Source organism: uncultured Xylophilus sp. (assembly GCA_913776965.1).
Classification (GTDB): domain Bacteria; phylum Pseudomonadota; class Gammaproteobacteria; order Burkholderiales; family Burkholderiaceae_C; genus Xylophilus.
In genome coordinates this window covers 37,095-60,856 of record CAJYQL010000078.1, presented here as the reverse complement: position 1 = coordinate 60,856, position 23,762 = coordinate 37,095, and the positions used below count along the sequence as shown (strand labels likewise).

Annotated in this window: 22 protein-coding genes and 3 pseudogenes; 15 read left to right on the top strand and 10 right to left on the bottom strand. The window is 70.8% G+C overall.

Annotated elements, in window-relative coordinates:
- Window positions 1-89 precede the first annotated feature (89 nt).
- Window positions 90-1,568 (bottom strand): annotated as a pseudogene (locus tag QZ500_RS11890) (heavy metal translocating P-type ATPase); the annotation flags it as partial.
- A 119-nt stretch (window positions 1,569-1,687) separates the two neighbouring features.
- On the opposite strand from QZ500_RS11890, the gene QZ500_RS11885 reads away from it, so the two are divergent.
- On the top strand, window positions 1,688-1,882 hold the full coding sequence (locus QZ500_RS11885) for a heavy-metal-associated domain-containing protein (protein ID WP_295855546.1): 195 nt from the start codon (window positions 1,688-1,690) through the stop codon (window positions 1,880-1,882).
- 4 nt (window positions 1,883-1,886) lie between these two features.
- Window positions 1,887-2,330 carry a Cu(I)-responsive transcriptional regulator gene (cueR, locus tag QZ500_RS11880; protein WP_295855544.1) on the top strand — a complete coding sequence of 148 codons (444 nt, stop codon included), beginning with the start codon at window positions 1,887-1,889 and terminating at the stop codon, window positions 2,328-2,330.
- A gap of 56 nt (window positions 2,331-2,386) precedes the next feature.
- On the opposite strand, the gene QZ500_RS11875 is transcribed toward cueR, so the two are convergent.
- Entirely contained in the window at window positions 2,387-2,920 is a 534-nt protein-coding gene (locus tag QZ500_RS11875; protein ID WP_366763058.1) for a MarR family transcriptional regulator, read from the bottom strand.
- Between the two features lie 57 nt (window positions 2,921-2,977).
- On the opposite strand from QZ500_RS11875, the gene QZ500_RS11870 reads away from it, so the two are divergent.
- The 3 genes from QZ500_RS11870 (at window position 2,978) to QZ500_RS11860 (ending at window position 5,846) form a co-directional block, all read left to right on the top strand.
- The gene (locus tag QZ500_RS11870; RefSeq protein WP_295855542.1) at window positions 2,978-3,970 is read left to right on the top strand and encodes a tripartite tricarboxylate transporter substrate-binding protein; all 993 of its coding nucleotides are present in this window, start codon (window positions 2,978-2,980) and stop codon (window positions 3,968-3,970) included.
- Complete coding sequence (locus QZ500_RS11865) at window positions 3,967-5,289, top strand: sulfatase-like hydrolase/transferase (protein ID WP_295855538.1); 1,323 nt, start codon at window positions 3,967-3,969, stop codon at window positions 5,287-5,289. The genes QZ500_RS11870 and QZ500_RS11865 overlap by 4 nt, the downstream gene beginning before the upstream one ends.
- Window positions 5,290-5,420: 131 nt before the next feature.
- Window positions 5,421-5,846, top strand: coding sequence for a hypothetical protein (locus QZ500_RS11860; RefSeq protein ID WP_295855536.1), 426 nt, complete (start codon window positions 5,421-5,423; stop codon window positions 5,844-5,846).
- Window positions 5,847-5,879: 33 nt separating this feature from the next.
- Here QZ500_RS11860 and QZ500_RS11855 read toward each other — a convergent pair whose 3' ends face one another.
- Both QZ500_RS11855 and QZ500_RS11850 read right to left on the bottom strand, forming a co-directional pair.
- On the bottom strand, window positions 5,880-6,461 hold the full coding sequence (locus QZ500_RS11855) for a 5'-3'-deoxyribonucleotidase (RefSeq protein ID WP_295855534.1): 582 nt from the start codon (window positions 6,459-6,461) through the stop codon (window positions 5,880-5,882).
- Window positions 6,462-6,853: 392 nt separating this feature from the next.
- Window positions 6,854-7,435: pseudogene (locus tag QZ500_RS11850) on the bottom strand (DUF502 domain-containing protein); the annotation flags it as partial.
- Window positions 7,436-7,630: 195 nt separating this feature from the next.
- Between QZ500_RS11850 and QZ500_RS11845 the strand changes: the two are divergent.
- On the top strand, window positions 7,631-8,032 hold the full coding sequence (locus tag QZ500_RS11845; RefSeq protein WP_295855531.1) for an HPF/RaiA family ribosome-associated protein: 402 nt from the start codon (window positions 7,631-7,633) through the stop codon (window positions 8,030-8,032).
- A gap of 58 nt (window positions 8,033-8,090) precedes the next feature.
- Here the strand turns inward: QZ500_RS11845 and QZ500_RS11840 are convergent, their stop codons facing one another.
- The 5 genes from QZ500_RS11840 to QZ500_RS11820 all read right to left on the bottom strand — a co-directional run bounded on the left by QZ500_RS11840 (window position 8,091) and on the right by QZ500_RS11820 (window position 13,143).
- Window positions 8,091-8,669 (bottom strand): cytochrome b/b6 domain-containing protein, encoded by a 579-nt coding sequence (locus QZ500_RS11840; protein WP_295855528.1) that lies wholly within the window; start codon window positions 8,667-8,669, stop codon window positions 8,091-8,093.
- A gap of 2 nt (window positions 8,670-8,671) precedes the next feature.
- Window positions 8,672-8,971 (bottom strand): PepSY domain-containing protein, encoded by a 300-nt coding sequence (locus QZ500_RS11835; protein ID WP_295855525.1) that lies wholly within the window; start codon window positions 8,969-8,971, stop codon window positions 8,672-8,674.
- Window positions 8,972-8,993: 22 nt separating this feature from the next.
- Window positions 8,994-9,686, bottom strand: a complete 693-nt coding sequence (locus tag QZ500_RS11830) for a Fe2+-dependent dioxygenase (RefSeq protein WP_295855522.1) — start codon at window positions 9,684-9,686, stop codon at window positions 8,994-8,996.
- A gap of 22 nt (window positions 9,687-9,708) precedes the next feature.
- Window positions 9,709-11,967 (bottom strand): TonB-dependent siderophore receptor, encoded by a 2,259-nt coding sequence (locus tag QZ500_RS11825; RefSeq protein ID WP_295855520.1) that lies wholly within the window; start codon window positions 11,965-11,967, stop codon window positions 9,709-9,711.
- Between the two features lie 186 nt (window positions 11,968-12,153).
- Window positions 12,154-13,143 carry a recombination-associated protein RdgC gene (locus QZ500_RS11820; RefSeq protein ID WP_295855518.1) on the bottom strand — a complete coding sequence of 330 codons (990 nt, stop codon included), beginning with the start codon at window positions 13,141-13,143 and terminating at the stop codon, window positions 12,154-12,156.
- 248 nt (window positions 13,144-13,391) lie between these two features.
- On the opposite strand from QZ500_RS11820, the gene QZ500_RS11815 reads away from it, so the two are divergent.
- Complete coding sequence (locus QZ500_RS11815; protein WP_295855515.1) at window positions 13,392-13,958, top strand: Spy/CpxP family protein refolding chaperone; 567 nt, start codon at window positions 13,392-13,394, stop codon at window positions 13,956-13,958.
- A gap of 93 nt (window positions 13,959-14,051) precedes the next feature.
- Here QZ500_RS11815 and QZ500_RS11810 read toward each other — a convergent pair whose 3' ends face one another.
- Window positions 14,052-14,438, bottom strand: coding sequence for a DUF4148 domain-containing protein (locus tag QZ500_RS11810; RefSeq protein ID WP_295855514.1), 387 nt, complete (start codon window positions 14,436-14,438; stop codon window positions 14,052-14,054).
- A gap of 238 nt (window positions 14,439-14,676) precedes the next feature.
- Here QZ500_RS11810 and QZ500_RS11805 point away from each other — a divergent pair, with 238 nt between their 5' ends.
- The 8 genes and pseudogenes from QZ500_RS11805 (at window position 14,677) to QZ500_RS11770 (ending at window position 23,524) form a co-directional block, all read left to right on the top strand.
- Complete coding sequence (locus tag QZ500_RS11805; RefSeq protein WP_295855511.1) at window positions 14,677-15,237, top strand: acyloxyacyl hydrolase; 561 nt, start codon at window positions 14,677-14,679, stop codon at window positions 15,235-15,237.
- A 123-nt stretch (window positions 15,238-15,360) separates the two neighbouring features.
- A complete protein-coding gene (locus QZ500_RS11800; RefSeq protein ID WP_295855508.1) occupies window positions 15,361-16,125 on the top strand; it encodes an endonuclease/exonuclease/phosphatase family protein in 765 nt (254 codons plus the stop codon).
- A gap of 14 nt (window positions 16,126-16,139) precedes the next feature.
- Window positions 16,140-17,390 carry a cardiolipin synthase ClsB gene (gene clsB, locus QZ500_RS11795; protein WP_295855504.1) on the top strand — a complete coding sequence of 417 codons (1,251 nt, stop codon included), beginning with the start codon at window positions 16,140-16,142 and terminating at the stop codon, window positions 17,388-17,390.
- A gap of 11 nt (window positions 17,391-17,401) precedes the next feature.
- Complete coding sequence (locus QZ500_RS11790; RefSeq protein WP_295855500.1) at window positions 17,402-18,397, top strand: lysylphosphatidylglycerol synthase domain-containing protein; 996 nt, start codon at window positions 17,402-17,404, stop codon at window positions 18,395-18,397.
- 220 nt (window positions 18,398-18,617) lie between these two features.
- Window positions 18,618-19,349 (top strand): Sua5/YciO/YrdC/YwlC family protein, encoded by a 732-nt coding sequence (locus QZ500_RS11785; protein ID WP_295855498.1) that lies wholly within the window; start codon window positions 18,618-18,620, stop codon window positions 19,347-19,349.
- Window positions 19,350-19,402: 53 nt separating this feature from the next.
- On the top strand, window positions 19,403-20,398 hold the full coding sequence (locus tag QZ500_RS11780) for a tripartite tricarboxylate transporter substrate binding protein (RefSeq protein WP_295855494.1): 996 nt from the start codon (window positions 19,403-19,405) through the stop codon (window positions 20,396-20,398).
- A 67-nt stretch (window positions 20,399-20,465) separates the two neighbouring features.
- Window positions 20,466-21,770: pseudogene (locus QZ500_RS11775) on the top strand (putative DNA modification/repair radical SAM protein).
- A gap of 86 nt (window positions 21,771-21,856) precedes the next feature.
- Entirely contained in the window at window positions 21,857-23,524 is a 1,668-nt protein-coding gene (locus QZ500_RS11770) for a UdgX family uracil-DNA binding protein (protein WP_295855491.1), read from the top strand.
- Window positions 23,525-23,762: the final 238 nt, after the last annotated feature.

The window sequence follows — 23,762 nt, the reverse complement described above, 5'->3', positions numbered from 1 at the left end:
AGCAGAAGACGGCATACGAGATCAGCTCCAGTGACTGGAGTTCAGACGTGTGCTCTTCCGATCTCGATCGCACCCGCCGCGTGGTCCGCACGTTCGGCCACCGCCGCCAGCACCGCCCGCGCCAGCGGATGCTCGCTGCCCGCCTGCAGCGCCGCCGCGGCCCGCAGCAGCGCACCGGCATCCGCGCCCGGCACCGGATGCACGCCGAGCAGCCGCGGCCGGCCGAGCGTCAGCGTGCCGGTCTTGTCGAAGGCCACGGTATCGACGCGGCGGGCGCGCTCCAGCGCCTCGGCGTCGCGCACCAGGATGCCGCGCCGGGCGGCGGCGCCGGTGCCGGCCATCAGCGCCGCCGGCGTCGCGAGGCCGAGCGCGCACGGGCAGGCGATCACCAGCACCGCCACCGCATGCACCAGCGCCGCCTCGGCGCCCGCGCCGGCGAGCCACCAGCCGGCCGCGGTCAGCGCCGCGATCCCGAGCACCGTCGGCACGAACACCGCCGCCACCCGGTCCACCAGCCGCTGCAGCGGCGGCTTGGTGGCCTGCGCATCCTCGACCAGCCGCACGATGCGCGCCAGCACCGTTTCCGCGCCGGTGGCCGTCACCGCCATCACGATGCGGCCGTCGCCGTTGACCGCGCCGCCGGTCAGGCGGTCGCCCGGCTGCTTGTCCAGCGGCAGCGGCTCGCCGGTCAGCAGCGATTCGTCGGCCTGGCTGCGGCCTTCCTCCAGCGTGCCGTCGGCCGGGAAACGCTCGCCCGGCAGCACGATCACGCGGTCGCCCGGTAGCAGTTCCGCGGCGGGCAGCACCACTTCCTTGCCGCGCCGCAGCACGCGGGCGGTGTCGGGCCGCAGCGCCTGCAGCGCGCGGATCGCCGCGGTGGTGCCGCGCTTGGTGCGGGCCTCCAGCCATTTGCCGAACCGAACCAGCGTGACGACCACCGCCGACGTTTCGAAGTACAGGTGCGGCATGTCCCCCGGCGCCGCCGTCGCCCACAGCCACAGCGACAGCCCGAACGCCGCCGAGGTGCCGAGCGCCACCAGCAGGTCCATGTTGCCGGCGCCGGCCCGCACCGCATGCCAGCCGGCCCGGTAGAAGTGTGCGCCCAGGCCGAGCTGCACCGGCGCGGCCAGCAGCAGCTGCAGCCAGGCCGGCAGCAGCAGGTGCAGGCCGAAGGGCGCGAGCAGCATCGGCGCCACCAGCGGGGCCGACAGCAGCAGTCCGGCGGCCACCGGCGCGAAGCCGGTCCACGGTCCGGTCTGCGCCGCGGCGCGGGCCGCCTCGTCGGGGCTGCGCGGCGCGTAGCCGGCATCGCGCACCGTCCGCCGCAGGCGCGCCTGCCAGTCCGCATCGGCGACCGCCGCGCCCGGACCGGCGGTGATGCGCGCTGTCTCGGTCGCCAGGTTCACGCTGGCCTCGGCCACGCCGGGTGCGGCCCGAAGCGCCCGCTCGACCCGCGCCACGCAGGAGGCGCAGGTCATGCCGCCGATGGACAGGTCGAATGTCGCCGGCGGCGCGCCAGTCGGGGCAACCGGATCGGGCGACAGAGGAGAGGACGAAGAAGGTGCCATGCCCACAGGCTAAAGCCTCACACCATGGCAGGGTCAAGTCCGGCGCGTCGTCGGCCCGGCGGGCGTCAGGGTCGAGACTCGTTGCCCACCCTCGTTTTCCCCTCCCAGGAGCCTTTCCCATGAACCTCCAGTTCCAGGTCGACGGCATGAGCTGTGCCCACTGCGCGCAGGCCGTCACCGACGCCGTGCAGGCGATCGACCCCTCCGCCCAGGTCACCGTGGACGTCGGCACCGGCCACGTCGCGGTACTGACCGAGCATCCGCGCGACAGCGTGCGGCTGGCGATCGAGAACGCCGGCTACCGCGCCGCCTGAGCCGATGACCGCCCTTGTCGCCACCGACGAGGCGGACACCGGCCCAGCCGCCTCGATCGGCGAAGCCGCCCGGCGCTCGGGCGTGTCGGTGCGCATGGTGCGGCACTACGAGGCGCTCGGCCTGCTGCCGCCGGTGCCGCGCAGCGCAGGCGGCTACCGCCAGTACGGCCCGCGCGAGGTGCACACCCTGCGCTTCATTCGCCGGGCCCGGGCGCTGGGCTTCTCGATGCCCGAGATCGCCGACCTGGTCGGCCTCTGGCACGACCGTGCGCGGGCCAGCGCCCAGGTGCGGCATATCGCCCAAGCCCATGTGGACGACCTGGCGCGGCGCATCGCCGACCTGCAGGCGATGCAGCGCACCCTGGCAGGGCTGGTCGCCTGCTGCCAGGGCGATGCCCGGCCGGACTGCCCGATCCTCGACGACCTCGCCGGGCCCGCTCCGCGCTGAATTTCAGATAAAGAAGTGCCTGTAGCGCAGGCCCTGCCTGCGCATCCAGCTATCACTTAAGGAGCAACCGGCGGCCGGCGACGCCGGTTGGCCTTGGGCAGCGCGGCGGTCGCGGCCAGCGCCTCGGCCTGCGCCTGCAGCCGTGCGAGCGCTGCGTCCAGCGCCGCGACCGCCGCCGGATCGAGGGCGGCCAGCAGGTCGTGCTGCAGCCGTGCCACCAGCGGGAACAGCTGCGCATGCAGCCGGCGGCCCTCGGCGGTGAGGGCCAGCATCACCTGCCGGCGGTCGCCCGGCATGGCGGTGCGCGCGACCAGCTGCTTCTCCACCAGCGAGCCGATGGCGCGGGACGTGCGCGCCCGGTCGAGCTGCGCCGCGTCGGCCAGCGCCGAGGAGCCGAGCGTGCCCCGGTCGGCCAGCACCAGCAGCAGCCGCCATTCGCGCCGGGTGATGCCGAAGCGGCCTTCGCACAGCCGCAGCACCATGCCGCCGGCCACCGCCTGCAGCCGGCTCAGGCGGTAGAGCAGCAGGTCTTCCAGCGCGCGGGGCGGCTCCAGCATCGGGTTTGTCTCGGCGATGGTTGATTTGATCAATCGATTGTCGCGGCCCTAGAGTGCGCCCACGCCGCCCCCCGAATCCAGGAGCCCCCGATGCGCCCGACCCTTTCCCGCCGCCTGACCCTGGCCTGTGCCGCGGCGACTCTCGCCCTGGCGGCCACGCCCGCCCTGCGCGCCCAGCCCACGGCCGCGCCGCTCGAGGGCGGCCCGCTGCGCCTGGTGGTCGGCTATCCGCCCGGCGGCGCCAACGACCGCGTCGCTCGCATCGTCGGCGACAAGCTGCAGGCCTCGCTCGGCGTGCCGGTGATCGTCGAGAACAAGCCCGGCGCCGGCGGCCGGCTCGCCGCGCAGCAGACGCGCGCTACGCCGGCCGGCCAGAACGTGCTGATGCTCGCCAACCCGGCGGTGATGGTGGTCGCGCCGCTGGTCTTCAAGGACAACGGCTACGACCCGGAGCGCGACTTCGTGCCGGTGTCGCAGGTCAACGAATACGAGTTCGCCCTCGCGGTGGCGCAGGCAGTGCCGGTGCGCGAGCTCGGCCACCTGATGGCCTGGCTGCGCGCCAACCCCGAGAAGGCGAACTTCGGCGTGCCGGCCACCGGCAGCCTGCCGCACTTCTTCGGGCTGATGCTCGGCGAGCGTGCCGGCACCCGCGCCGAGATCGTCGGCTACAAGGGCTCCGGTCCGCTGATGACCGATCTGATGGGCGGCCAGGTGCCGGTGGCGATCGACACCTTCGACACGGTGGTCGCGCCGCACGAGGCCGGCCGCATCCGGGTGCTGGCGATGTCGGGTGCCAAGCGCTCGCCCTTCGCGCCGTCGATCCCCACCTTCAAGGAGGCCGGCATCGACATCGTCGCCACCGGCTGGAACACCTTCTTCGCACCGGCCACGATGCCCGCCGACAAGGTCGCCCGCCTGGCGGACGCGATCCGCACCGCCATGCAGGACCCCGAGGTGCAGCGCCGCTTCGCCGACGGCAAGCTGGTGCCGGTGGTGAGCACCCAGGCGCAGACCGTGGCGATGCTGAAGGCCTACCGGGCGCAGTGGGCGCCGGTCGTTCAAAAGTCCGGCTACCAGCCATGACCCGGCCGCGCCGCCCGAACATCGTCTTCATCGTCGCCGACGACCTCGGCTATGCCGACCTGGGCTGCTACGGCGGCCGAGAGCCGATCTCACCAGTGCTCGACCGGCTGGCCGCGGGCGGGCTGCGGCTGACGCAGGGGTATGCCAACTCGCCGGTCTGCTCGCCGACCCGCTTCGCGCTCGCGACCGGCCGCTGGCAGTACCGGCTGCGCGGCGCGGCCGAGGAGCCGATCCGCAGCGACAGCCGCGGCAACCCGGCGCTCGGCCTGCCGCCGGAGCAGCCGACCGTCGCCTCGCGGCTGCGCGCCGCCGGCTACCGCACTGCGCTGGTGGGCAAGTGGCACCTCGGCTACCCGCCCCACTTCGGGCCGCTGCGTTCGGGCTACGAGGAATTTTTCGGCCCGATGTCGGGCGGCGTGGACTACTTCACCCACTGCGACAGCCGCGGCACCCACGACCTGTGGCTCGACGAGACCGAATGCGCGCAGGACGGCTACCTGACCGACCTGCTGTCGCGCCGCGCGGTCGAATACGTGGACCGCATGGCCGCCGATGCCGCCACGACGCCCTTCTTCCTGAGCCTGCACTACACCGCGCCCCATTGGCCCTGGGAGACGCGCGACGACGGCGCGGTCGCGCCCACCGTGGCGGGCAACCTGTTCCACCTGCACGGCGGCAACGTCCACACCTACCGCCGCATGATTCACCACATGGACGAGGGCATCGGCTGGATCGCCCGGGCCCTGGAGCGCCACGGCATCCTCGACGACACGCTGATCGTCTTCACCAGCGACAACGGCGGCGAACGCTTCTCCGACAACTGGCCGCTGGTCGGCGGCAAGATGGACCTGACCGAAGGCGGCATCCGCGTGCCCTGGATCGCCCACTGGCCGGCCGCCATCGCCGCCGGCGGCACCAGCGACCAGCCCTGCATGACGATGGACTGGAGCGCCACCGTGCTCGACGCCGCCGGCGCCGCGCCGGATCCGGACTGGCCGCTCGACGGCGTGTCGCTGCTGCCGCTGCTGCGCGATGCGACGCACCGCCTGGACGACCACCGCCTCTACTGGCGCATGAACCACCGCGGCCAGCGGGCGCTGCGCGACGGCGTCTGGAAATACCTGCGGGTCGACGGCCACGACTACCTGTTCGACCTGTCGGCCGACGAACGCGAACGCGCCAACCTCGCCACACGGGCCCCCGAACGGCTGGCCGCGATGCGCGCCGACTGGGAGGCCTGGAACGCCACCATGCCGCCGATCCCCGGCGATGCGACGGTCAGCCTGGGCTACGGCGCGAAGGACATGCCGCAGCGCTGACGGCGCCTGCGGGCCGGCCGGTCCGCAGGGGACATTGCCCGGCTGTACAGCAGGTACGGCGGCCGAGGCCCGAGAATCGGGCGGCCCGACCGTGCCGCCCGGCACCGGCACCCGCTCCGCCGACCGACGCCATGTCCTCGCTCCTGCCGCCGTCCCTGCCTGCATTGCCACCGTTGCGCACCGAGTGCCCGCCGGGCGCCTGCGTCTGCGACCGCGACGCCCTGCTCTCCACAACCGGTGCCGACCTGCGGGTGCTGCTCCTCACCCGCGAGGAAGAGCGCCGGCTGCTGCAGCGGCTGGAGAACGTCCAGAGCCTGGCCGAGCTGCGCCGCATCGAGGCCCGCATGGAGCAGCAGCTCGGCCTGCGGCTGCGCATCGGCCCCGGTCCGCGGGAAGTGCGCAGCCTGAAGGGCATCACGATCCTGGTACTCGACCAGCCGGGCCTGTGCAAGAAGACCCGGCAGAACATCCCGGCCGCGATCCGCGTCGCGCTGGAGCGCTGCCCGCAGATCGCCTACGACCTGCTGGACGAGGGCGGGCTGTTCGACGCGGGCTGAACCTGCCCGCGTGCGCGGTCGCGCCGCCGGCCGTCAGGCGCGGCCGGCGCCGATGCCCGGCGCACCGCTGGTCGGACCGTCCGGCCGCAGCACCGCTTCCCAGGTGTTCCAGTCGATCCGCCGCGCCGTCGCCTGCCGGTTGTAGGGCTGGTCGAACACCAGCTGCGTCCATTCCGGCACGCAGGCGCCCTCGATCGTCGGCTTGTCGTCGATCAGCACGTCGCCGCGCACGATCGTCTTGTCCTTGGTGACCACCATGCGGGCGACGAAGTCGAGGCCGAGGTGTTCGTCCACCCACTCGTACTTCTCGAGCACGCAGTGCCGGTACGCGCCGAGCGGCGAGGTGCAGATGCGCACGTCGATGCCGAGCGCCAACATGCGCTGCAGCGCCGCGACCGCCCCCGCCACCGGCGGCAGGCCACGGTAAAAGCCGGGGGCGGTGTAGATCGCCTCGACCTGCGGCCGCGCCGCGAGCGGATAGTCATCGCGCACGTAGAAGCTGCGCCGGGCCGCAGGCGGGATCGCGGGCCACGGATGGCCGGCCGCGGACCACGCCTGGAAAAAGGCCTGTTCGAAATCGGCGAGAACGCCGTCCTGGTCGACGAGGACGATCATGGGCAGTCGGGGGTCAGAAAAAGGGGGAAGACACGGACGCGCTGGCAGGCACTGCGCGGCGGCCGGCATCGGCGAACCCGCGTGTGCGCCCGCACGGCCGCACGCGCGGGGAGGGGCAGCGCTCAGAACCGGTCGGTCGGGCCGGCCGGGGGGAAGGGCTGCACGCCGGCCGCGGGCGGAATCGCGGCCGGCCCGGACGCCATTCCCGGATCGGCGACGCCGTGGGACGTCGCCACGGTCGTGGCCGCCGCGGCTCCGGCCGGACCGGCAGCCGTGCGGGCGGCCGGTGCCGCCATCGGTCCGGCAGGCGCTGCGAAGGGCGGCATGCCGCCGGCCGGCGCACCCGGCACGCCGGCCGCAGCACCGCCGCCGTTCGCCGGATGCGGGTCCGTGCTGCGGGCCATCCAGCCGATCAGCGAGGAGCGCATCGCCTCCTCGACCGACATGTCGATCGGCGTCACCCAGTCGGCCGGCACGAACACCGTGTAGCCGCCGATGTTGTAGCCCATCGGCAGATACACCGCGACCCGGTCGCCCTGGGTGAAGCCGTCGGGCAGGCCCTGCATGCCGCGCCGGGTGACCAGGCCGACCATCTCCAGCGCGCCACCCGGCCAGCGCAGCAGCACCACCTGCTGGGCCTTGGCCTTGTTGCCGCTCGGAGTGAAGTAGTCGGCGAAGCTCTTCAGCGACGAATAGATGCTCTTGATCACCGGGATGTTGGTGAACGGGAGCTCGACGAAGCGCATCAGGCGCTGCACTTCGCGCTTGGACAGCAGCCAGCCGACGCCCAGCACGATCAGCACCGCGAAGATCAGCCCCAGCCCCGGCACGTAGAAGCTGCCGATCACCGGCCGCAGCAGCGCATAGGCGAAGCTTTCGGCCCAGGACAGGAACATGACCAGCAAATAGAGCGTCAGCACCACCGGAAGGATGGCGACGAGGCCGCGCAGGAAATAGCGCGTGAGGCGTTTCATCAGCATGGGGATCGGGAACTCCGCCGGCACCGCGCCGGTGACGCATCGTAGTCGGGCGCCGCCGCGGGCCGGTTACCGCCGGTGCACCGCGTGACGCGCACTTACAGCGCGCCGCGACACGCCGCCGCACACTGCTTGGTCCCGGCCGCCCGTCGGCGGCTCCGCCCCCCACCACACGAACTAAGGGACATCCGCATGCAGATCCAGGTCAACGCCACCAGCAGCCTCCAGGGCCAGAACCGCGAAGCGCTCGACCGCTGGGCCGACAGCGAACTGCAGACCCAGCTGCAGCGCTTCCGCGCCGACGTCACCCGCATCGAGGTGCACCTGAGCGACGAGAACAGCACCGGCAAGGCCGGCGCCGGCGACAAGCGCAGCCTGCTCGAGGCACGGCTCGCCAACCATCCGCCGATCGCCGCGAGCCACCATGCGCCGACGCTCGACGAGGCGTTTCGCGGCAGCATCGACAAGCTGAAGCACGCGCTGGAAAGCACCCTGGACCGCCAGAAGAAGCACCGCGACCGCGAGTCGATCCGTTTCGACACCGACACCCCGGTGGACGACCTGCCGCCGACCGGCTCGACGCTCCCGAATTGAGAGCTGCCTGCGCAGGCAGGACGGGCGCTGGAGGCTGAAAACCTCCTGAAATCGAATCTCAGGTGCGGCCCGGGTCGTCGCCCGCATCGGCGGTCTCGGCACCGCCCCGGCGCTTGCGTCCGATGACCATCGCCGCCACCAGGTTCTCCCGGTGGCGCCGGCCGGTCAGCACCACGCCGGCCACATGGACCGGCACCAGCAGCAGCACCGCCCAGGCGAGCCCGCGGTGCAGCAGGTCCAGCCAGGCCAGCCCCCAGAACGCGTCGGTGGTGTAGAGCCAGCCGGTGATACACGCGGCGGCCACCGTCGCCAGCAAGGCCACGACCATCCAGCCGCCGAGCGGGTTGTGGCCGCGGTAGCGGGCCTCGGTGCCGCCCAGCACCGTGCGGGCGTAGGCCCAGGTGGCGGCGGGCGACCGGACGAACGAGGCGAAACGGACCGCGCCCCGTGCGCAGAACCCCCAGGCGGTGCGCAGCGCGACGGCTCCGGCCGCGGTGAAACCTGCCGCCTCGTGCCAGCGCAGTGTTTCCTCGCCGGTGCACCAGGCCGCCGCGACGGCCGCGGCCAGCGTCCAGTGCAGCAGGCGTACCGGCAGGTCCCAGACCCGGACCGGCGCCGCATCGGGCGGCGTGGGCACGGTCACTGCGGCTGCGCGACTTCGCCGATCTTCTCGAAGGTCTTGGGATGGAAGAAGGCTTCGGTGCGCTTGCCGGCGGCATCGAAGCCATAGACCTCGTAGCAGCCGTTGAAATTCTTCACCTGCCGCACCTTCCAGCCCTCGCCGACCAGCTTCTTCTGCAGGTCCATCTGCGGCTTCATCTCGTCCTTCGGCACCGGGGCGCAGCGCACCGTGTCGTGGTTGACGATCTGGGCCGATGCGGCGCCGGCGAAGGCGAGCGCCGCGCACACGACGGCGAGGGAAAACGAAGTCTTGGTCATGCGGAGATCCGAAGGCGGAAGGTCAGACGTCCAGCCACATGCGCAGCAGATTGTGGTACGTCGAGGTGAGCCCGATCACCGACGGATCGGCCTCGCCCAGATGGGCGGCGGCGCGCAGCCGGCGCAGGTGGTTGTCCATGTCGAACAGCAGGCGGCGCTGCTCGTCGCTGCGCACCATGCTCTGGATCCAGAAATAGCTGCCGATGCGCTGGCCGCGCGTCACCGGCTCGACCCGGTGCACGCTGGTGCCCGGGTACAGCACCAGGTCGCCCGCCGGCAGCTTGACGCGGTGCTCGCCGAAGGTGTCCTCCACCATCAGCTCGCCGCCGTCGTACTCGTCCGGCTCGGCCAGGAACAGGGTGCAGGAGATGTCGGTGCGCACCCGGCCGGCGCCGCCCTGCAGGTAGCGCACGGCGCTGTCGACATGGTTGCCGAAACGGTTGGACGCGCCGCCGTAGCGGTTGAAGAGCGGCGGCGAGATCTGCTTGGGCAGCGCTGCCGAGAAGAAGGTCTGGTGGCGCTCCAGCCCGCGCAGCAGCAGCTGCTGCACCTGCCGGGTCGCCTCGCAGTTCTCCGGTAGCTGCTCGTTGTTCTTGGCCTGGGCCGACTGGCTGCCGGCAGTGATCCGGCCGTCGCCCCAGGGGGCGTCGGCCAGGATCGCGCGCGCATGGCGCACCTCGTCGCGGGTCAGGACTTCACGGATGTGCAGCAGCATGGCGACGAGGATACGCGTGCGGTCAGAACCGCACCCCGATGGAAGCCAGTACGGTGCGCTTCTGACCGAAGATGGTGAAGCCCGGGTACAGCTGGTCGCCGTAGGCCTTGTTGGTCAGGTTGTTGATGTTGAGCTGGGCGTAGACGTCGGGCGTGAACTTGTATTCCACCAGCGAATCGATCGCCACGTAGCCGGGGACGCGGGCAGAGGCGGATGCCGCACCGGTGGTGCCGGTGAGCGGCCGGTTCTCGGTGGCGCCGCGGGCGCCCAGGCCGACCCGCAGCTTGGGGATCGGCTGGTAGGTCACCCAGAGCGCGCCCGACTGCTTGGGCGTCAGGCCCACGCGCTGGCCGATCGAGGCCTGTGCATTCGCCGCGCTGCCGGCGGCGTCGATCTTCGCCACCGGCACCCAGGTGTAGGAGCCGTAGACCTCCCACTGCGGGGTGATGCGGCCGACCACGTCGAGCTCCAGGCCGGCGGTATGGCGCTTGCCGGAGAGGGTGTAGGCGGTGCCGGCGAAGTCGGCGTCGGTGGTGCGCTCGTTGTACTTCTCGGTGCGGAAGATCGCGCCGCGGGTCGAGAGGGCCCCGTTCAGCCAGTCGAGCTTGGTGCCGATTTCGAAGTTGCGGCTCTTCTCGGGCGGCGTGGCGGCGTTCTGCGGCGTCACGTACTGGTAGGTGTCGGCCGAGGTGCTGAACGAGGTGCCGTAAGACACGTGGTAGGACTGCGTCGGCGTCGGCTGGAACAGCACGCCAGTGCGGTAGCTCCACGGCGAGTTCGACAGCCGGGTGTTGGCGACGGCCGACGGCACGGTCTGCACGCCGGTGCCGTAGGTCAGCTGCTGGAAGTCGCCCTTGAAGCTGTCGTAGCGCACACCGCCGAGCACCTTCCACATCGGCGCGACCTGTACCAGGTCCTGCGCGTAGAAGCCGAAAGCCTTAGCTTCGTAGTTGCTCGAATTGCGCCAGCGCGGCATGTTGCCGGTGCCGCCGAGGATCGCGCCGTCGTCGGGCGTGCCGACCAGCGTGTTGGGACGGGTGCCGAGCGTGGTGCCGTTGTTCTGGAAGCGGTTCGCTTCCTCGTGCGCGGCATCGACGCCGGTCAGCACTTCGTGGCGCATGCCGAGCGCATTGAACGCCTGGCTGTAGTCGCTCTGGAAATAGGTCGCCTTGTAGCGGTCCTTGCGCGGCGTCAGGCCTGCGCGGGTGAGCACCGTGGTGTCGCGGAACGCGGTGGTGCCCGCCGCGGCGCCGACCGCCGTGCTCCACTGCGCGCGCTCGAACACGCCGCTGCGCAGCTGGGTGCGCAGCTCGCCGCCGTTGTCGAAGATGTGCTTCCAGCTGCCGTGCAGGTAGTTGGCCTCGCCGTCGACAAAGTCGGCGGTGGTGCCGTAGAACACGCTCGGCTTCACCGGCGCCAGGTTGCCGTTGAAATACCGCACCGCGGACAACGGTATGTTGTTGTTCTGCAGGTGGAACAGGCCGACGGTGAATTCGTCGGCCGTGCCCAGGCCCCAGCTGAAGCTCGGCGCGATGCCGTGCTTGTCGATCTTGGCGCCGCCGTTGTCGGCGTTGTTGACCATCGCGTTGATGCGCAGCGCGGTGGTCTCGCCGGTGCGCAGATTGAAGTCGGCCGTGGTGCGGAAGTACCCGCGCGATCCCACCGTGCCCACCACGTCGGTCTGGTCGGCCAGCAGCGGCTTCTTGCTCACCTGGTTGACCACGCCGGCGGTCGAGCCGCGGCCGTACAGCATCGAGGCCGAACCGCGCAGGATCTCCACGCGGTCGAGGTTGAAGGTATCGCGGTCGTACTGCGACGGGTCGCGCATGCCGTCGATCATCAGGTCGCCGGTGGTGGCGATCGGGAAGCCGCGCAGCCGGATGTCCTGGTCGGTGCCGTTCTCGGTGGCGGCGAAGGTGATGCCGGCGGTGTAGTGCAGCGCGTCGCGCAGGGTGTCGAGCTTCACGTCGTCGATCAGCTTCTCGGTCACCACGGTGATCGACTGCGGCACGTCGCGGATGTCCTGGTTGCCCTTGCCGACCGAGGTGCTGCGGGTCTTGAGGGAGTCCTTGCCCTGGGGCGTGGCGTCGGCCTTCTCGGTGACGGTCACCGGCTTGAGCGTCTGCTCGGCCGGCAGGGCCTGGGCCCAGCTGCCGACCGAGGCGGCGAGCATCAGCGCGCCGAGCGGCAGCAGGGCGTGGTCGGACAGGGCAGACGACGGAGAAGAAACGGCAGCATCCGGACGCGACGGCGCTTCGCGGCTGCACAGGGAGGTGTTCACGTTGTTGTTCCTGGAAGGGAAAAAGCGGTGGTGGCGCCCCCGCTCTCCAGCCCGGCAACGGACCCCACGACGACGCGCGGCCCGATTCTAGAAATCAACGCGAACGAAAATGACTCTCAACTGCCTTTCGATCTGACAATCCGGCGGCAAGTCTGCAATTTGTTGCAGGAATACGACAAATCTGTATCAGAAGTCTTCATTGACCGCCTGATCTGACGCAGCGGCTTCTTTACTGGGCGCCGCAGTCGCTGCGGATGCAGCATTCGCAGCCGCCGCCAGCGTCCCGTTCGCCACTTCACCGCCCAGCGCTTCCAGCAGGTCCGGAATCATCTGTTGCAACTCGCCGGTGGAGATCGCGGCATCGGCATCGAAGCCGTCTTCCTTCTGACCTGACGTGCCGTCGAACACGCCCTCCAGGAAGGTGATCTTCTTGACCTGCATGCCCTCGGTCAGCAGGAAGGACACCCGCTCGTCCCAGGTCAGCGCCAGCTTGGTCGGAAGCTTCCCCTGCGCGATGTGTTCCTTGATCTCGTCGATGTCGAGCGGATGGCGGGCGTAGCGCACCACCGCCTTTGATTCGTCGGAAGCCTTCAGTTCGCACTCCCGGTCCACGCTGAAGCCGGCCGGCGGTTCCTGGCTGACCAGCCATTCCGACATCGCCGCCACCGCCGTCACCTGGGTGTCGATCTGCGCCACCGCGAAGCCGGGCATCGCATCGACCAACGCCGTGACCAGCTCGTCGGCCCGGCCCTGGCTGGAAGCGCCCAGCACCAGCAGCCGCGCCTCCGGGTCGATCCAGACCAGCGTCGCGCCCTGCTTGGTGAAGGCCATCGGCAGGAGTTCGAGCATCACGTCTTCCTTGAGCTCCTTCGTCTCCTTCTTGCCGGGCTTGCGGCCGGTCTCCTTTTCGATGCGCTCGCGGCGCTCTTCGAGCTTGCGCTTGACCACCGAGCCCGGCACGACCTTGGCCTCGACCATGTGCTTGGCGATCCACTGGCCGCCGACCGATTCGGCCAGCGGGCCGTGCGCCTCGCCGCGCGGCTCGATCCAGCCGGCCGAGCGTTCCTGCGACGCGCCGCAGGGCGCGAAACGGGCTTTGTCCAACCCTTCCTCCAGTTGCTCCAGCGTGGCCGACCAGCCGGGCGCGATGCGGTAGACGATGACGTTCTTGAACACGATGCTTGCCTTCCTGAGATGCAGCGGCGCGGGGGTCCGCAGCGGGCGAAACCCGCGATTGTCCGGTGTCGGCGATGGCCGGCGCCCGCCGTGCGGCATCTGTCGGCGCGGCGCCATGTGTCCGCACCGCCTTCCATCTTTACCTGCGCCTCACGCACGGTGAACCGGGCCCTTACATGCACGGCCGACACTGACACCCAACCTGATGCCAACCGGCACCGGGGGTTTTCTGAAAAGGAAGTTCTCCCATGCGCCTCGACCGCCATCCCCGTTCGCTCCTCCTCGCCGGCCTGCTCGCCTCCGCCGGTTTCTCGGCCTTCGCCCAGGCCCCCGCCGCACCGGTCGCCGAACAGGCGCCGCCGGCCGCCAGCGTGCGCAAGGCCGGCCCGGCCGGCGATATCCGCCACGACCCGGCCGCACGCCAGCAGCGCATCGACCAGCGTTTCGCCCAGCTGAAGCAGAAGCTGCATATCACGCCCCAGCAGGAAGGCGCCTGGTCGGCCTTCGTGGCCGGTGCCCGTCCGTCCGGCCCGGGTGCGAACGGCAAGCCGCGCTTCGACCGCGAGGAATTCGCCAAGCTGACGACGCCGCAGCGCATCGACCGCATGCGCGAGATGCGGGCGCGCCATGCCGCCGAAGCCGACCGTCGCGGCGAGGCGGTGAAAACCTTCTACGCGGCGCTGACGCCTGCCCAGCAGCAGACCTTCGACCAGCAGCCGATGCACCGCGGCTTCGGCCCGGGCGGCCCTGGGGGTCACCGCCATCATGGCGGCGGCATGCCGCCCCCGCCGCCGGCCGCACCGGCAGCGCGTTAATTACGCCAATTCTCTGACCCCAACAAAAAGGCCCGCAACGCGGGCCTTTTTTTATCGTGCGCATTCAGCCAGCCCTGAAGCCGGCGGAATGCATCACTTCGCGGTTTCGGCAGCCGTCGGGGACACCTTGGCTGCGGCACGGCCTTCCGCGCGCTTTTCGTCGCGGGTGATCATGGATTGACCGCTGGTAGTCGGGTTCTGTGCGGTCGGAATGGCGTTCGGCTTGCCGTTCACCACCGTGCTGGCGGTACCGCCCATGGTGGTCGTGTTCGCCTTGTTGCGGTTGGCTGCGGCGGCTTCCGCGCGCACTTCGGCACGGGTCGTGTCGCTGGTCTTCGGCGACTTGTCGACCGGGTTGGACTGGCCGCCGACCATCGTGGTGGCTTCGCCCGGGCGGGTCGTGGTGGGCACCTGGGCGCTGGCGACGCCGGCAGCGGCGAGCAGGGCGGTGAGGATCAGGGCGTTCGTGGCTTTCGTCATGACAGGTCCTTCAGATAGGTTGGTTCGTTCGCTGGAAAAGCTCGGGTGGATGTTCCGAAAGCCCGTGCTTTTCCGGGCTCGGGTTGACCATAAATGACTGTGGCGGCGGCCTTATCGGACCGCATAACGCGGATCTGTAGGACGCCGGCGCGACCGCGGGTACAGAGTGCGCGAAGTCGAGGGTGCGTCCCTACACTGGACCTGCCTCTTCCGGCACCCTACCTGACCGCTCCCACCCATGAAGACCTCTGCCCTTGCCGCCGCCGCGCTGATCGCCGCCGGCCTGTTCTCCGTCACCGCCCACGCCGACCCGCTCGTCGCTCCGTCCGTCTACGGCCAGTACGGCCACGCCGGCAGCCGCAGCGGCTCCGATATCTATACCCTGGGCGCGACTGCACCGATCGCCTGGCAAAGCAGCGTCTGGGGTTCGCAGGTCGGCGCCTATTGGGACGTGTACGGCAGCTTCATCCGGTCCGACGGCTTCCGCAACGCGAGCGACAACCACACCTGGCTGATCGGCCTGACACCCACGCTGCGCATGCGCTTCGACGAAGGCCGCTCGCCGTGGTTCGTCGACGGCGGCGTCGGCGTATCGGTGACCGACGTGATCTACCGTTTCAAGGAAAAGGCGTTCAGCACCCGTTTCAACTTCGGCTCGCATGTCGCGGTCGGCTACACCTTCGGCGCGCAACGCGCGCAGGAAGTGTCGTTGCGCGTGCAGCACTTCTCCAACGCCGGCATCAAGAAGCCCAATCCGGGCGATACCTTCGTGCAGCTGCGCTACGCGCACGCGTTCTGACGTGGCCGGGCGGCAGGGCGTCGGCCTTCCGTCCTACAGGTCGCCGGAAGGCGGTCTCGGGACAATGTCCGGGCCCCCGGCAGCCCTGCCGCGGCAGGCCCGAGACGAAGAAAGTTGCACGCCATGACCGCCCCCCTGCAGCCGTTCACCTTCAAGGTGCTCACGGTCAACATCCACAAGGGTTTCACCTCCTTCAACCGCCGCTTCATCCTGCACGAGCTGCGCGATGCGGTCCGTGCGATCTCGGCCGATGTGGTGTTCCTGCAGGAGGTGCTGGGCAGCCACATCAAGCACCACGAGCGGCATGCCAATTTCCCGCAGACGCCGCACTACGAATTCCTGGCCGACGAGATCTGGCACCAGTTCGCCTACGGCCGCAACGCGGTCTACGACAACGGCGACCACGGCAACGCGCTGCTGTCGAAATTCCCGATCGTCCATTACCAGAACCACGACGTGTCGATCGCCGGCCCGGAACGGCGCGGCATGCTGCATTGCGTGATGCAGCTGCCCGGCCGCGAGCAGAACCTGCACGCGCTCTGCGTACACCTGGGCCTGGCCGAGAACCACCGCCGCCAGCAGCTGCAGCTGATGTGCGACCTGATCCGCACCGAGATCCCGGCCGACGCGCCGCTGGTCATCGCCGGCGACTTCAACGACTGGCGCTGCCGCGCCCACGACATCCTGCAGAAGGGCGCGGGCGTGCGCGAGATCTTCGTCGGTGCGCACGGCCAGGCCGCCCGCACCTTCCCTGCCAAGATGCCGCTGCTGCAGCTCGACCGCATCTACGTGCGCAATGCCTCGGCCCATGCGCCGCTGGTGCTGCCGAAGAAGCCCTGGTCGCACCTGTCCGACCACGCGCCGCTCGCGGCGGAACTGTCGATCTGATCTCGGACCCCGCCATGCTCCCCTTGCGCTCCGGCCGCTGGATCCCCGGCAACCATGTCACGCTGCTCGAGAACGGCGAGGAATTCTTTCCGCGCGTCTTCGAATGCATCGCCGCCGCGCGCCGCGAGGTGGTGCTCGAGACCTTCATCCTGTTCGAGGACAAGGTAGGGCTCGCGCTGCGCGACGCGCTGGTGCAGGCCGCCCGCAACGGCGCGCGGGTCGATGTGATGGTCGACGGCTTCGGCTCGCCCGACCTGTCGCAGGACTTCCTGCGGTCCCTCACCGACGTGGGCGTGCGGCTGCGGGTGTTCGATCCGACGCCGCGCATCTTCGGCATCCGCACCGGCTGGCTGCGGCGCATGCACCGCAAGATCGTGGTGATCGACGGCGAACGGGCGTTCGTCGGCGGCATCAACTATTCGGCCGACCATCTGGGCGACTTCGGTCCCGAGGCCAAGCAGGACTACTCCTGCGAGCTGACCGGACCGCTGGTCGCGCACATCCACCGCTTCGTGCTGCATGCGATCGCGATCGGCGGCCAGGGCCGGCGCTGGCTGCGCCGCCGTGCGAAGGCGGTGGTGCCCGACCTGCCCGCCACCGGCGAGGCGGACGCCTTCTTCGTCACCCGCGACAACCATCGGCACACCACCGACATCGAGCGCCAGTACCGCGCGGCGATCCGTGCGGCCCGCCAGCGGGTGGTGATCGCGAATGCCTATTTCTTCCCCGGCTACCGGCTGATCCAGGACATGCGGCGCGCCGCGCGCCGCGGGGTGGACGTGCGGCTGATCCTGCAGGGCCAGCCCGACATGCCGATCGTGAAAAAGGCGGCGAGCATGCTCTACCACCACCTGCTGCATGCCGGCGTGCAGATCCACGAATACTGCGACCGGCCGCTGCACGGCAAGGTCGCGCTGGTGGACGACGACTGGTCGACTGTGGGTTCCAGCAACCTCGATCCGCTGAGCCTGTCGCTCAACCTCGAGGCCAACGTGGTGGTGCGCGACCGAGCCTTCAACGCCCACCTGTTCGAGCGGCTGGACCACCTGATGCGCCACAGCTGCAAGCGCATCGAGAAGGAGCAACTGGAAGAGGAATGGAGCGGCTGGCGGCTGGTCCGCAGCTTTTTCGTGTTCCACATCCTGCGCTGGTACCCGACCTGGTTCGGCTGGCTGCCCAAGGCGCGCAAGCAGCTGCATCCGGTCCAGCTGCCGCCCACCGGCACCCTGGTGTCGGAGGGGCCGACGCGCACCGATACCGCCTGAGGCCCGCGCCGATGCCGCCGCCGCCCGCCGCCCCCGCACCGTCCGGCGGCATCGCCGCCCGCCCGTGGTGGCCGTGGGCCAAGCGGCTCGGCACGCTGCTGTTCTTCGGGCTGGTGGCCTGGCTGCTGGTGCGGCAGGCCGGCACCATCGACTGGAACGAGGTGCTGCAGGCCCTGCGCGCCATGCCGCGCAGCGTGCTGGCCGGTGCCGCCGGGCTGGCGCTGCTGACCTACGCCGTCTATTCGACCTTCGACCTGGTCGGCCGCTACTGCATCCGTCACGGTCTGCCCGTCCGGCGTGTGGTCGGCGTCACCCTGATCAGCTACGCCTTCAACCTCAACCTCGGCTCGCTGGTGGGCGGCGTCGCCTTCCGCTACCGGCTCTACGCCCGCCTCGGGCTGCGGCCCGAGCAGACGACGAAGGTGCTGGCGCTCAGCATGCTGACCAACTGGATCGGCTACTGCCTGCTGGCCGGCATCGTGTTCTGGACCTGGCCGCCGGCGCTGCCGCCGCAATGGAAGATCGACAGCAGCGGCCTGCGCTGGCTCGGCGGCGGGCTGGTCGCGGTCGCCCTGGCCTATCTGCTCGCCTGCGTCGTGCGCCGCGGCCGCGAACTGGTGGTGCGCGGCCGCCGCCTGCCGCTGCCGACCTGGCCGGTCGCGCTGGTGCAGCTGGCGCTCGGTTGCGCCCACTGGTCGCTGAACGCCGGCATCCTCTACGTGCTGCTGCAGGGCCGGCTCGACTATCCGGCGGTGCTGGCCACGCTGCTGGTGGGCGCGGTGGCCGGCGTGATTGCCCACGTGCCGGCGGGCCTGGGCGTGCTGGAGACGGTGTTCGTCGCGCTGCTGTCGCACCAGGCGCCGGCGGGCGTGCTGCTGGCCGCGCTGTTCGGCTACCGGGTGGTGTACTACCTGGTGCCGCTGGCGGTGGCGACGGTGGCGTACTTCGCGACCGAACTGCGGTCGCGCCGCCGCCGGTCGGTGGCGGCGGGCCGCCCGCCGCGCTGAGGGCGGTCCGCCCGGTCGCGATGTCGCACTGAAACAGCCGGCTGTCGCAGTGCGACGCGCCCGGCCTTCGTCCAGCCCGCCGTTCCTGAAAATCCCGTGGCCGATCAAGGGTTTGGCCGTGCCGCGGAAGTGGCACGCTTCCTGCCCCATACCGGATGCCGGTCGGCCTGCGCAGGCCGGCCGCGACTTCCGACCAACGAGACAAACAGGACTTTTCTCCATGCAACTGATCGACCGCGGCCGCGAGCCGACGCCCGAGGAACTCGCCACCGACGCCCGCCGCATCTTCGGCATCCTGCGCTCGGGCGGCGTCGGCATCATCCCGTTCGACGTGTCCTACGCGATCTTCGCCCACACCGCCCGCGCGGTGGAGCGCATCTACGAGATCAAGAACCGCAGCTCCGCCAAGCCCAACGGCGTGATCGGCAACTGGGACATCTTCCAGGAACTGATCGATGCCTCGCAGGCCGACCGCGACCTGGTGTCCTGCGTGATCCGCGACCACGACCTGCCGCTGTCGGTGGTCGGGCCGTACCGGGCCGACCACGATTTCCTGCGCACCACCGAATTCGGCGCGCTGCGGCGGTCGACCAAGGGCCCGACGATGGACCTGCTGCTCAACGCCGGTGCCCTGCACGGCGCGCTGGCCCGCATGTCGCTCGACGCGGCCACGCCGCTGATGGGCTCCTCGGCCAACCGCTCGCTCACCGGCAACAAGTTCGCGCTGCGCGACATCGAGGACGAGGTGCTGGCGCAGTCCGACATCGGCGTGGACTACGGCCGCTGCCGCTATGCCAACGAGCACCTGGTCGGCAGCACCATCCTGGAGATGGGCACCCGCCGCGTGCTGCGCTTCGGCTGCTGCTACGAGCAGATCCAGCAGATCCTGAAGAAGGAATTTGCGCTCGACCTGCCCGACCGGCCGACCTCCGGTCCGATGAGCCTGGTCTGACCGCCCGGCCGCCTGCGCCGCCCTTCACCCGACAAGAACACGAGACAACCACCATGCCCTCCTTCGTTTCCGCTCTCCGCGGCACCCGCCGAACCGCGCTCGCGCTGGCCGCCGGCACGCTCGCGGCGCTGGCCGCGCTGCCGGCCGCGGCCGCTTATCCCGACCGGCCGGTGCGCATCGTCGTGCCGTACTCCGCCGGCGGCGGCACCGACACCTTCGCCCGGCTGGTCGGCCAGGAACTGGGCCGGCAGCTCGGGCAGTCGGTCGTCATCGACAACCGGCCGGGCGCCTCGGGCCTGCTCGGCGGCGCGGCGGTGGCGCAGGCGCCGGCCGACGGCTACACGCTGCTGGTCGACCAGTCGTCGATCGCCACCAACCCGCTGCTCTACGCCAAGCCGCCGTACGACGTGAACCGCGACCTGGCGCCGGTCGGGCTGGGCGCGACGCTCGACAACGTGCTGCTGGTGAACCCGCAGCTGCCCGCCCGCAACGTGACCGAGCTGATCGCGCTGGCCAAGAGCCGGCCGGGCAAGCTGAACTACGCCTCCACCGGTGTCGGCACGCCGCAGCACCTGGCGATGGAAGTCATCAAGGACAGCTCCGGCACCGACATCGTCCACGTTCCGTACAAGGGCGGCAACCCGGGGATCGTGGCGCTGGCGGCCGACGAGGTGCAGATGTTCTTCATCAGCGTCTCGACCGCGATGCCCTTCGTGAAGTCGGGCAAGGTGCGGGCGCTGGCGAGCGGCGGCACCCAGCGCTCGCCGCTGCTGCCCGAGGTGCCGACGGTGTCCGAATCCGGCCTGCCCGGCTTCCAGGCGACCGGCTGGCTGGCCTTCTTCGCGCCGGCGGGCACGCCGGCGCCGGTGATCCGGCAGCTCAATGCCGCGCTGGCGAAGGCGCTCGCGGTGCCGGCGCTGGTGGACGGGCTGCGCCAGCAGGGCTTCGAGCCGGCGCCCGGCACCCCCGAGGCACTCGGTGCGCTGGTCAAGCGCGACCAGGCCCAGTACGGACCGGTGATCCGCAAGGCGAACATCAAGGTCGAATGACCGCGGCGGGGGGCGGGTTGTCCCCCGCGCGCCGGACGGGCGGGGGGCGAAACTGTACATTCGTCCAGTGGCACCACCTTCCGAAGCCCTCCAGCGCAAGCTCGCCGTCCTCGCCGACGCGGCCAAGTACGACGCGTCGTGCGCATCCAGCGGCACCACCAAGCGCGACTCGACCACCGGCCGCGGCATCGGTTCCACCGAGGGCTCGGGCATCTGCCACAGCTATGCGCCGGACGGCCGCTGCATCTCGCTGCTGAAGATCCTGCTCACCAACTTCTGCACCTACGACTGCCTCTACTGCGTCAACCGGGTCAGCAGCAACGTGCCGCGCGCCCGCTTCACGGTGGACGAGGTGGTGCAACTGACCCTCGACTTCTACCGCCGCAACTGCATCGAGGGGCTGTTCCTGTCGAGCGGCATCATCCGCAACCCCGACTACACGATGGAGCAGGTGGTCGAGGTGGCGCGCCGGCTGCGCGAGGAGCACGACTTCCGCGGCTACATCCACCTGAAGACGATCCCCGACGCCTCGCCCGAACTGCTGCAGGCCGCCGGCCGCTATGCCGACCGGCTGAGCATCAACATCGAGCTGCCGACGACCCAGGGCCTGGAGACGCTCGCGCCCGAGAAGGACAGCGCGGCGATCCGCCGGTCGATGGCGCGGCTGCGGCTGCACATCGACGACGCGAAGGGCGAGGCGCGCGACGCCGCCGCCGCGCCGGTGACCTCGCTGCCGCGGGGCACGCCGCGCCGGGCCACCGCACCGCGCTTCGCCCCGGCCGGCCAGAGCACCCAGATGATCGTCGGCGCCGACGCGGCCGACGACGGCGCGATCCTTGCGACCAGCGCCACCCTGTACGGCAGCTACCGGCTGCGGCGGGTGTACTACTCGGCCTTCAGCCCGATCCCCGACGCCACCGCCGCGCTGCCGCTGCAGGCGCCGCCGCTGGTGCGCGAACACCGGCTCTACCAGGCCGACTAGCTGATGCGCTTCTACGGCTTCGCCCACGACGAGATCGTCGCGCCCGACCGCAGCGGCCGGCAGATGCTCTCGCTGGATGTCGATCCGAAGATGGCCTGGGCGCTCGCCCACCGCGACCGTTTCCCGGTCGACCTGAACCGCGCCCCGCGCGAAATGCTGCTGCGGGTGCCGGGCCTGGGCGTGAAGGCGGTCGACCGGCTGCTGATGGCCCGCCGGGTGCGCCGGGTGCGCGCCGACGACCTGAAGCGGCTGCATGTGCCGCTGAAGAAGGTCTGGCCGTTCGTGACGACCGACGACCACCGGCCGACCCGGGCCATGGAAGCCGCGCCGCTGGCGGCGGTCCGGGGGCCGGCAGCGCTGCCGGCGCCCGCGCAGGCCAGCCTGTTCTGAGGCGTCCGGGGCCGTTGCTCCTTTTTCGATAGCTGCTTGCGCAAGCCCCACCTGCGCAAAAGGCCGATTTCCTTCATGATCGACGCATGAACACCGGCCTGTCCCACCGCGCGGTCATCCTGCCGTCCGAGACCGACCTGGACGCCTTCCGGACCGAGGCGCGGCGCCTGCTGGCCGCGGGGGTGCCGCCCGCGGCGGTCGAATGGCACGTGGCCGGGGCGGTGGCGGGCGACCTGTTCGCCGACGTGTCGGACCCTGCGGCGGACGATGGCCTTCCGGGCCCTCGGCCGCCCGCCGCCGATCCGGCGACGCCGCGCAACCTGCCGTTGTTCACGGACCTGGATCCCGGCATGGATACGGATGCGAGTCCCGAAGGGACCGTGGGTTCGGCACCGGCAAAAGCATCCCGTCCGAGCGAACGCCCCGCCTCCACTGCCCGCGTCCCCCCGGAATTCCTCGCCCTGTGCCAGCAGGTGATCCTCCACGCCGACCCCGGCCGCTTCGGCCTGCTCTACCGGCTGCTCTGGCGGCTGGTGCACGAGCCCGGCCTGCGCCACGACCCGCTCGACCCCGACATGCTGCAGGCCGAGCAGATGGCCAAGGCGGTGCGGCGCGACATCCACAAGATGCATGCCTTCGTGCGCTTCCGGGAAGTGGACGACGGCGGCGGCGCATCCGGCGGCGCCGGCCCGCTGCATGTCGCCTGGTTCGAGCCGGGCCACCACATCGTCGAGGCCACCGCCGCCTTCTTCCAGCGGCGCTTCACCGGCATGCGCTGGGCGATCCTGACGCCCGGGCGCAGCATCGCCTGGGACGGCCGCCGCCTCACCCTGGGGCCGGGTGGCCGGCGCGAGGATGCGCCGCCGGCCGACGCCGGCGAAGTCCTGTGGCTCACCTACTACGCGCACATCTTCAACCCCGCGCGCCTGAAGCTCGCCATGATGCAGAAGGAGATGCCGCGCCGCTACTGGCACAACCTGCCGGAGGCGCGGCTGATCGGCGAGCTCTCGGCGCAGGCCCTGGAGCGCAGCGCCGCCATGATCGCGAAAGCATCCACCACCCCTGCCCGCCGCATTTCTGCCGCCGGGCGGGCGCCCCTCCATCCCGACCATCCGGCCCAGGCGGTGCACGACGCGCCGAACGGCGCCGCCGCGGTGCCGATCCGCAGCATCGCCCAGCTCAAGGCCGCCACCGACCGCTGCCGCGAATGCCCGATCGGCGCCCACGCCACCCAGTCGGTGGCCGGCGTGGGCCCCCTCGGCGCGCGGCTGATGGTGGTCGGCGAGCAGCCCGGCGACCAGGAGGACCTGCACGGCCGCCCGTTCGTCGGCCCCGCCGGCCGGCTGTTCGACCGGGCCCTGGCCGAACTGGACTGGTCGCGCGACACCCTGTTCGTCACCAACGCGGTGCGCCACTTCAAATACGAACTGCGCGGCAAGCGCCGCATCCACAAGACCCCCGGCCAGCGCGAGGCCGCCGCCTGCCTGCACTGGCTGGAGGACGAGATCGACCTGGTCGCCCCCCGCGCCCTGCTGGCGCTCGGCGCCACCGCGGCCCGCGCCGTGCTGGGCCGCCCTGTCGCGGTGACGCAGGAGCGCGGCGTCTGGATCGACGGCGGCTTGCGCGGCCTGCCGGTGCTGGTCACGCTGCATCCGTCGGCCCTGCTGCGGGCCGATCCGGCGCACGGCGAGGAGAACTTCGCCCGCTGGCTGGACGACCTGCGGCAGGCCGAACGGGTGCTCGCCGGCGCCTGACCCTTTTTTGGCTCGAAACCCTGGGGACAACTTCCGGCGGAAGTCGGAGTTGTCCACAGAAACCTGCGGCGGCCGCCAGTTGTTATCGATCCGCCCGTGCCTTCGCCGCCTCCGCCGCACAGGCTTGGCGGCGACCCAAGTCCCTGTCGCGCCACGGAAAAACCGGCTTGTCCCCAGAAAGTCGCCTGCTCTACTACTACTGCTATTGAAAGATAGAAGAGATAAGGAAGAACAGCCG

Coding starts and splice junctions, on each gene's coding strand:
- QZ500_RS11885 (WP_295855546.1), top strand. CDS start 1,688: ATGAACCTCCAGTTCCAGGTCGACGGCATGAGCTGTGCCCACTGCGCG.
- cueR (WP_295855544.1), top strand. CDS start 1,887: ATGACCGCCCTTGTCGCCACCGACGAGGCGGACACCGGCCCAGCCGCC.
- QZ500_RS11870 (WP_295855542.1), top strand. CDS start 2,978: ATGCGCCCGACCCTTTCCCGCCGCCTGACCCTGGCCTGTGCCGCGGCG.
- QZ500_RS11865 (WP_295855538.1), top strand. CDS start 3,967: ATGACCCGGCCGCGCCGCCCGAACATCGTCTTCATCGTCGCCGACGAC.
- QZ500_RS11860 (WP_295855536.1), top strand. CDS start 5,421: ATGTCCTCGCTCCTGCCGCCGTCCCTGCCTGCATTGCCACCGTTGCGC.
- QZ500_RS11855 (WP_295855534.1), bottom strand. CDS start 6,461: ATGATCGTCCTCGTCGACCAGGACGGCGTTCTCGCCGATTTCGAACAG.
- QZ500_RS11845 (WP_295855531.1), top strand. CDS start 7,631: ATGCAGATCCAGGTCAACGCCACCAGCAGCCTCCAGGGCCAGAACCGC.
- QZ500_RS11835 (WP_295855525.1), bottom strand. CDS start 8,971: ATGACCAAGACTTCGTTTTCCCTCGCCGTCGTGTGCGCGGCGCTCGCC.
- QZ500_RS11830 (WP_295855522.1), bottom strand. CDS start 9,686: ATGCTGCTGCACATCCGTGAAGTCCTGACCCGCGACGAGGTGCGCCAT.
- QZ500_RS11815 (WP_295855515.1), top strand. CDS start 13,392: ATGCGCCTCGACCGCCATCCCCGTTCGCTCCTCCTCGCCGGCCTGCTC.
- QZ500_RS11810 (WP_295855514.1), bottom strand. CDS start 14,438: ATGACGAAAGCCACGAACGCCCTGATCCTCACCGCCCTGCTCGCCGCT.
- QZ500_RS11805 (WP_295855511.1), top strand. CDS start 14,677: ATGAAGACCTCTGCCCTTGCCGCCGCCGCGCTGATCGCCGCCGGCCTG.
- QZ500_RS11800 (WP_295855508.1), top strand. CDS start 15,361: ATGACCGCCCCCCTGCAGCCGTTCACCTTCAAGGTGCTCACGGTCAAC.
- clsB (WP_295855504.1), top strand. CDS start 16,140: ATGCTCCCCTTGCGCTCCGGCCGCTGGATCCCCGGCAACCATGTCACG.
- QZ500_RS11790 (WP_295855500.1), top strand. CDS start 17,402: ATGCCGCCGCCGCCCGCCGCCCCCGCACCGTCCGGCGGCATCGCCGCC.
- QZ500_RS11785 (WP_295855498.1), top strand. CDS start 18,618: ATGCAACTGATCGACCGCGGCCGCGAGCCGACGCCCGAGGAACTCGCC.
- QZ500_RS11780 (WP_295855494.1), top strand. CDS start 19,403: ATGCCCTCCTTCGTTTCCGCTCTCCGCGGCACCCGCCGAACCGCGCTC.
- QZ500_RS11770 (WP_295855491.1), top strand. CDS start 21,857: ATGAACACCGGCCTGTCCCACCGCGCGGTCATCCTGCCGTCCGAGACC.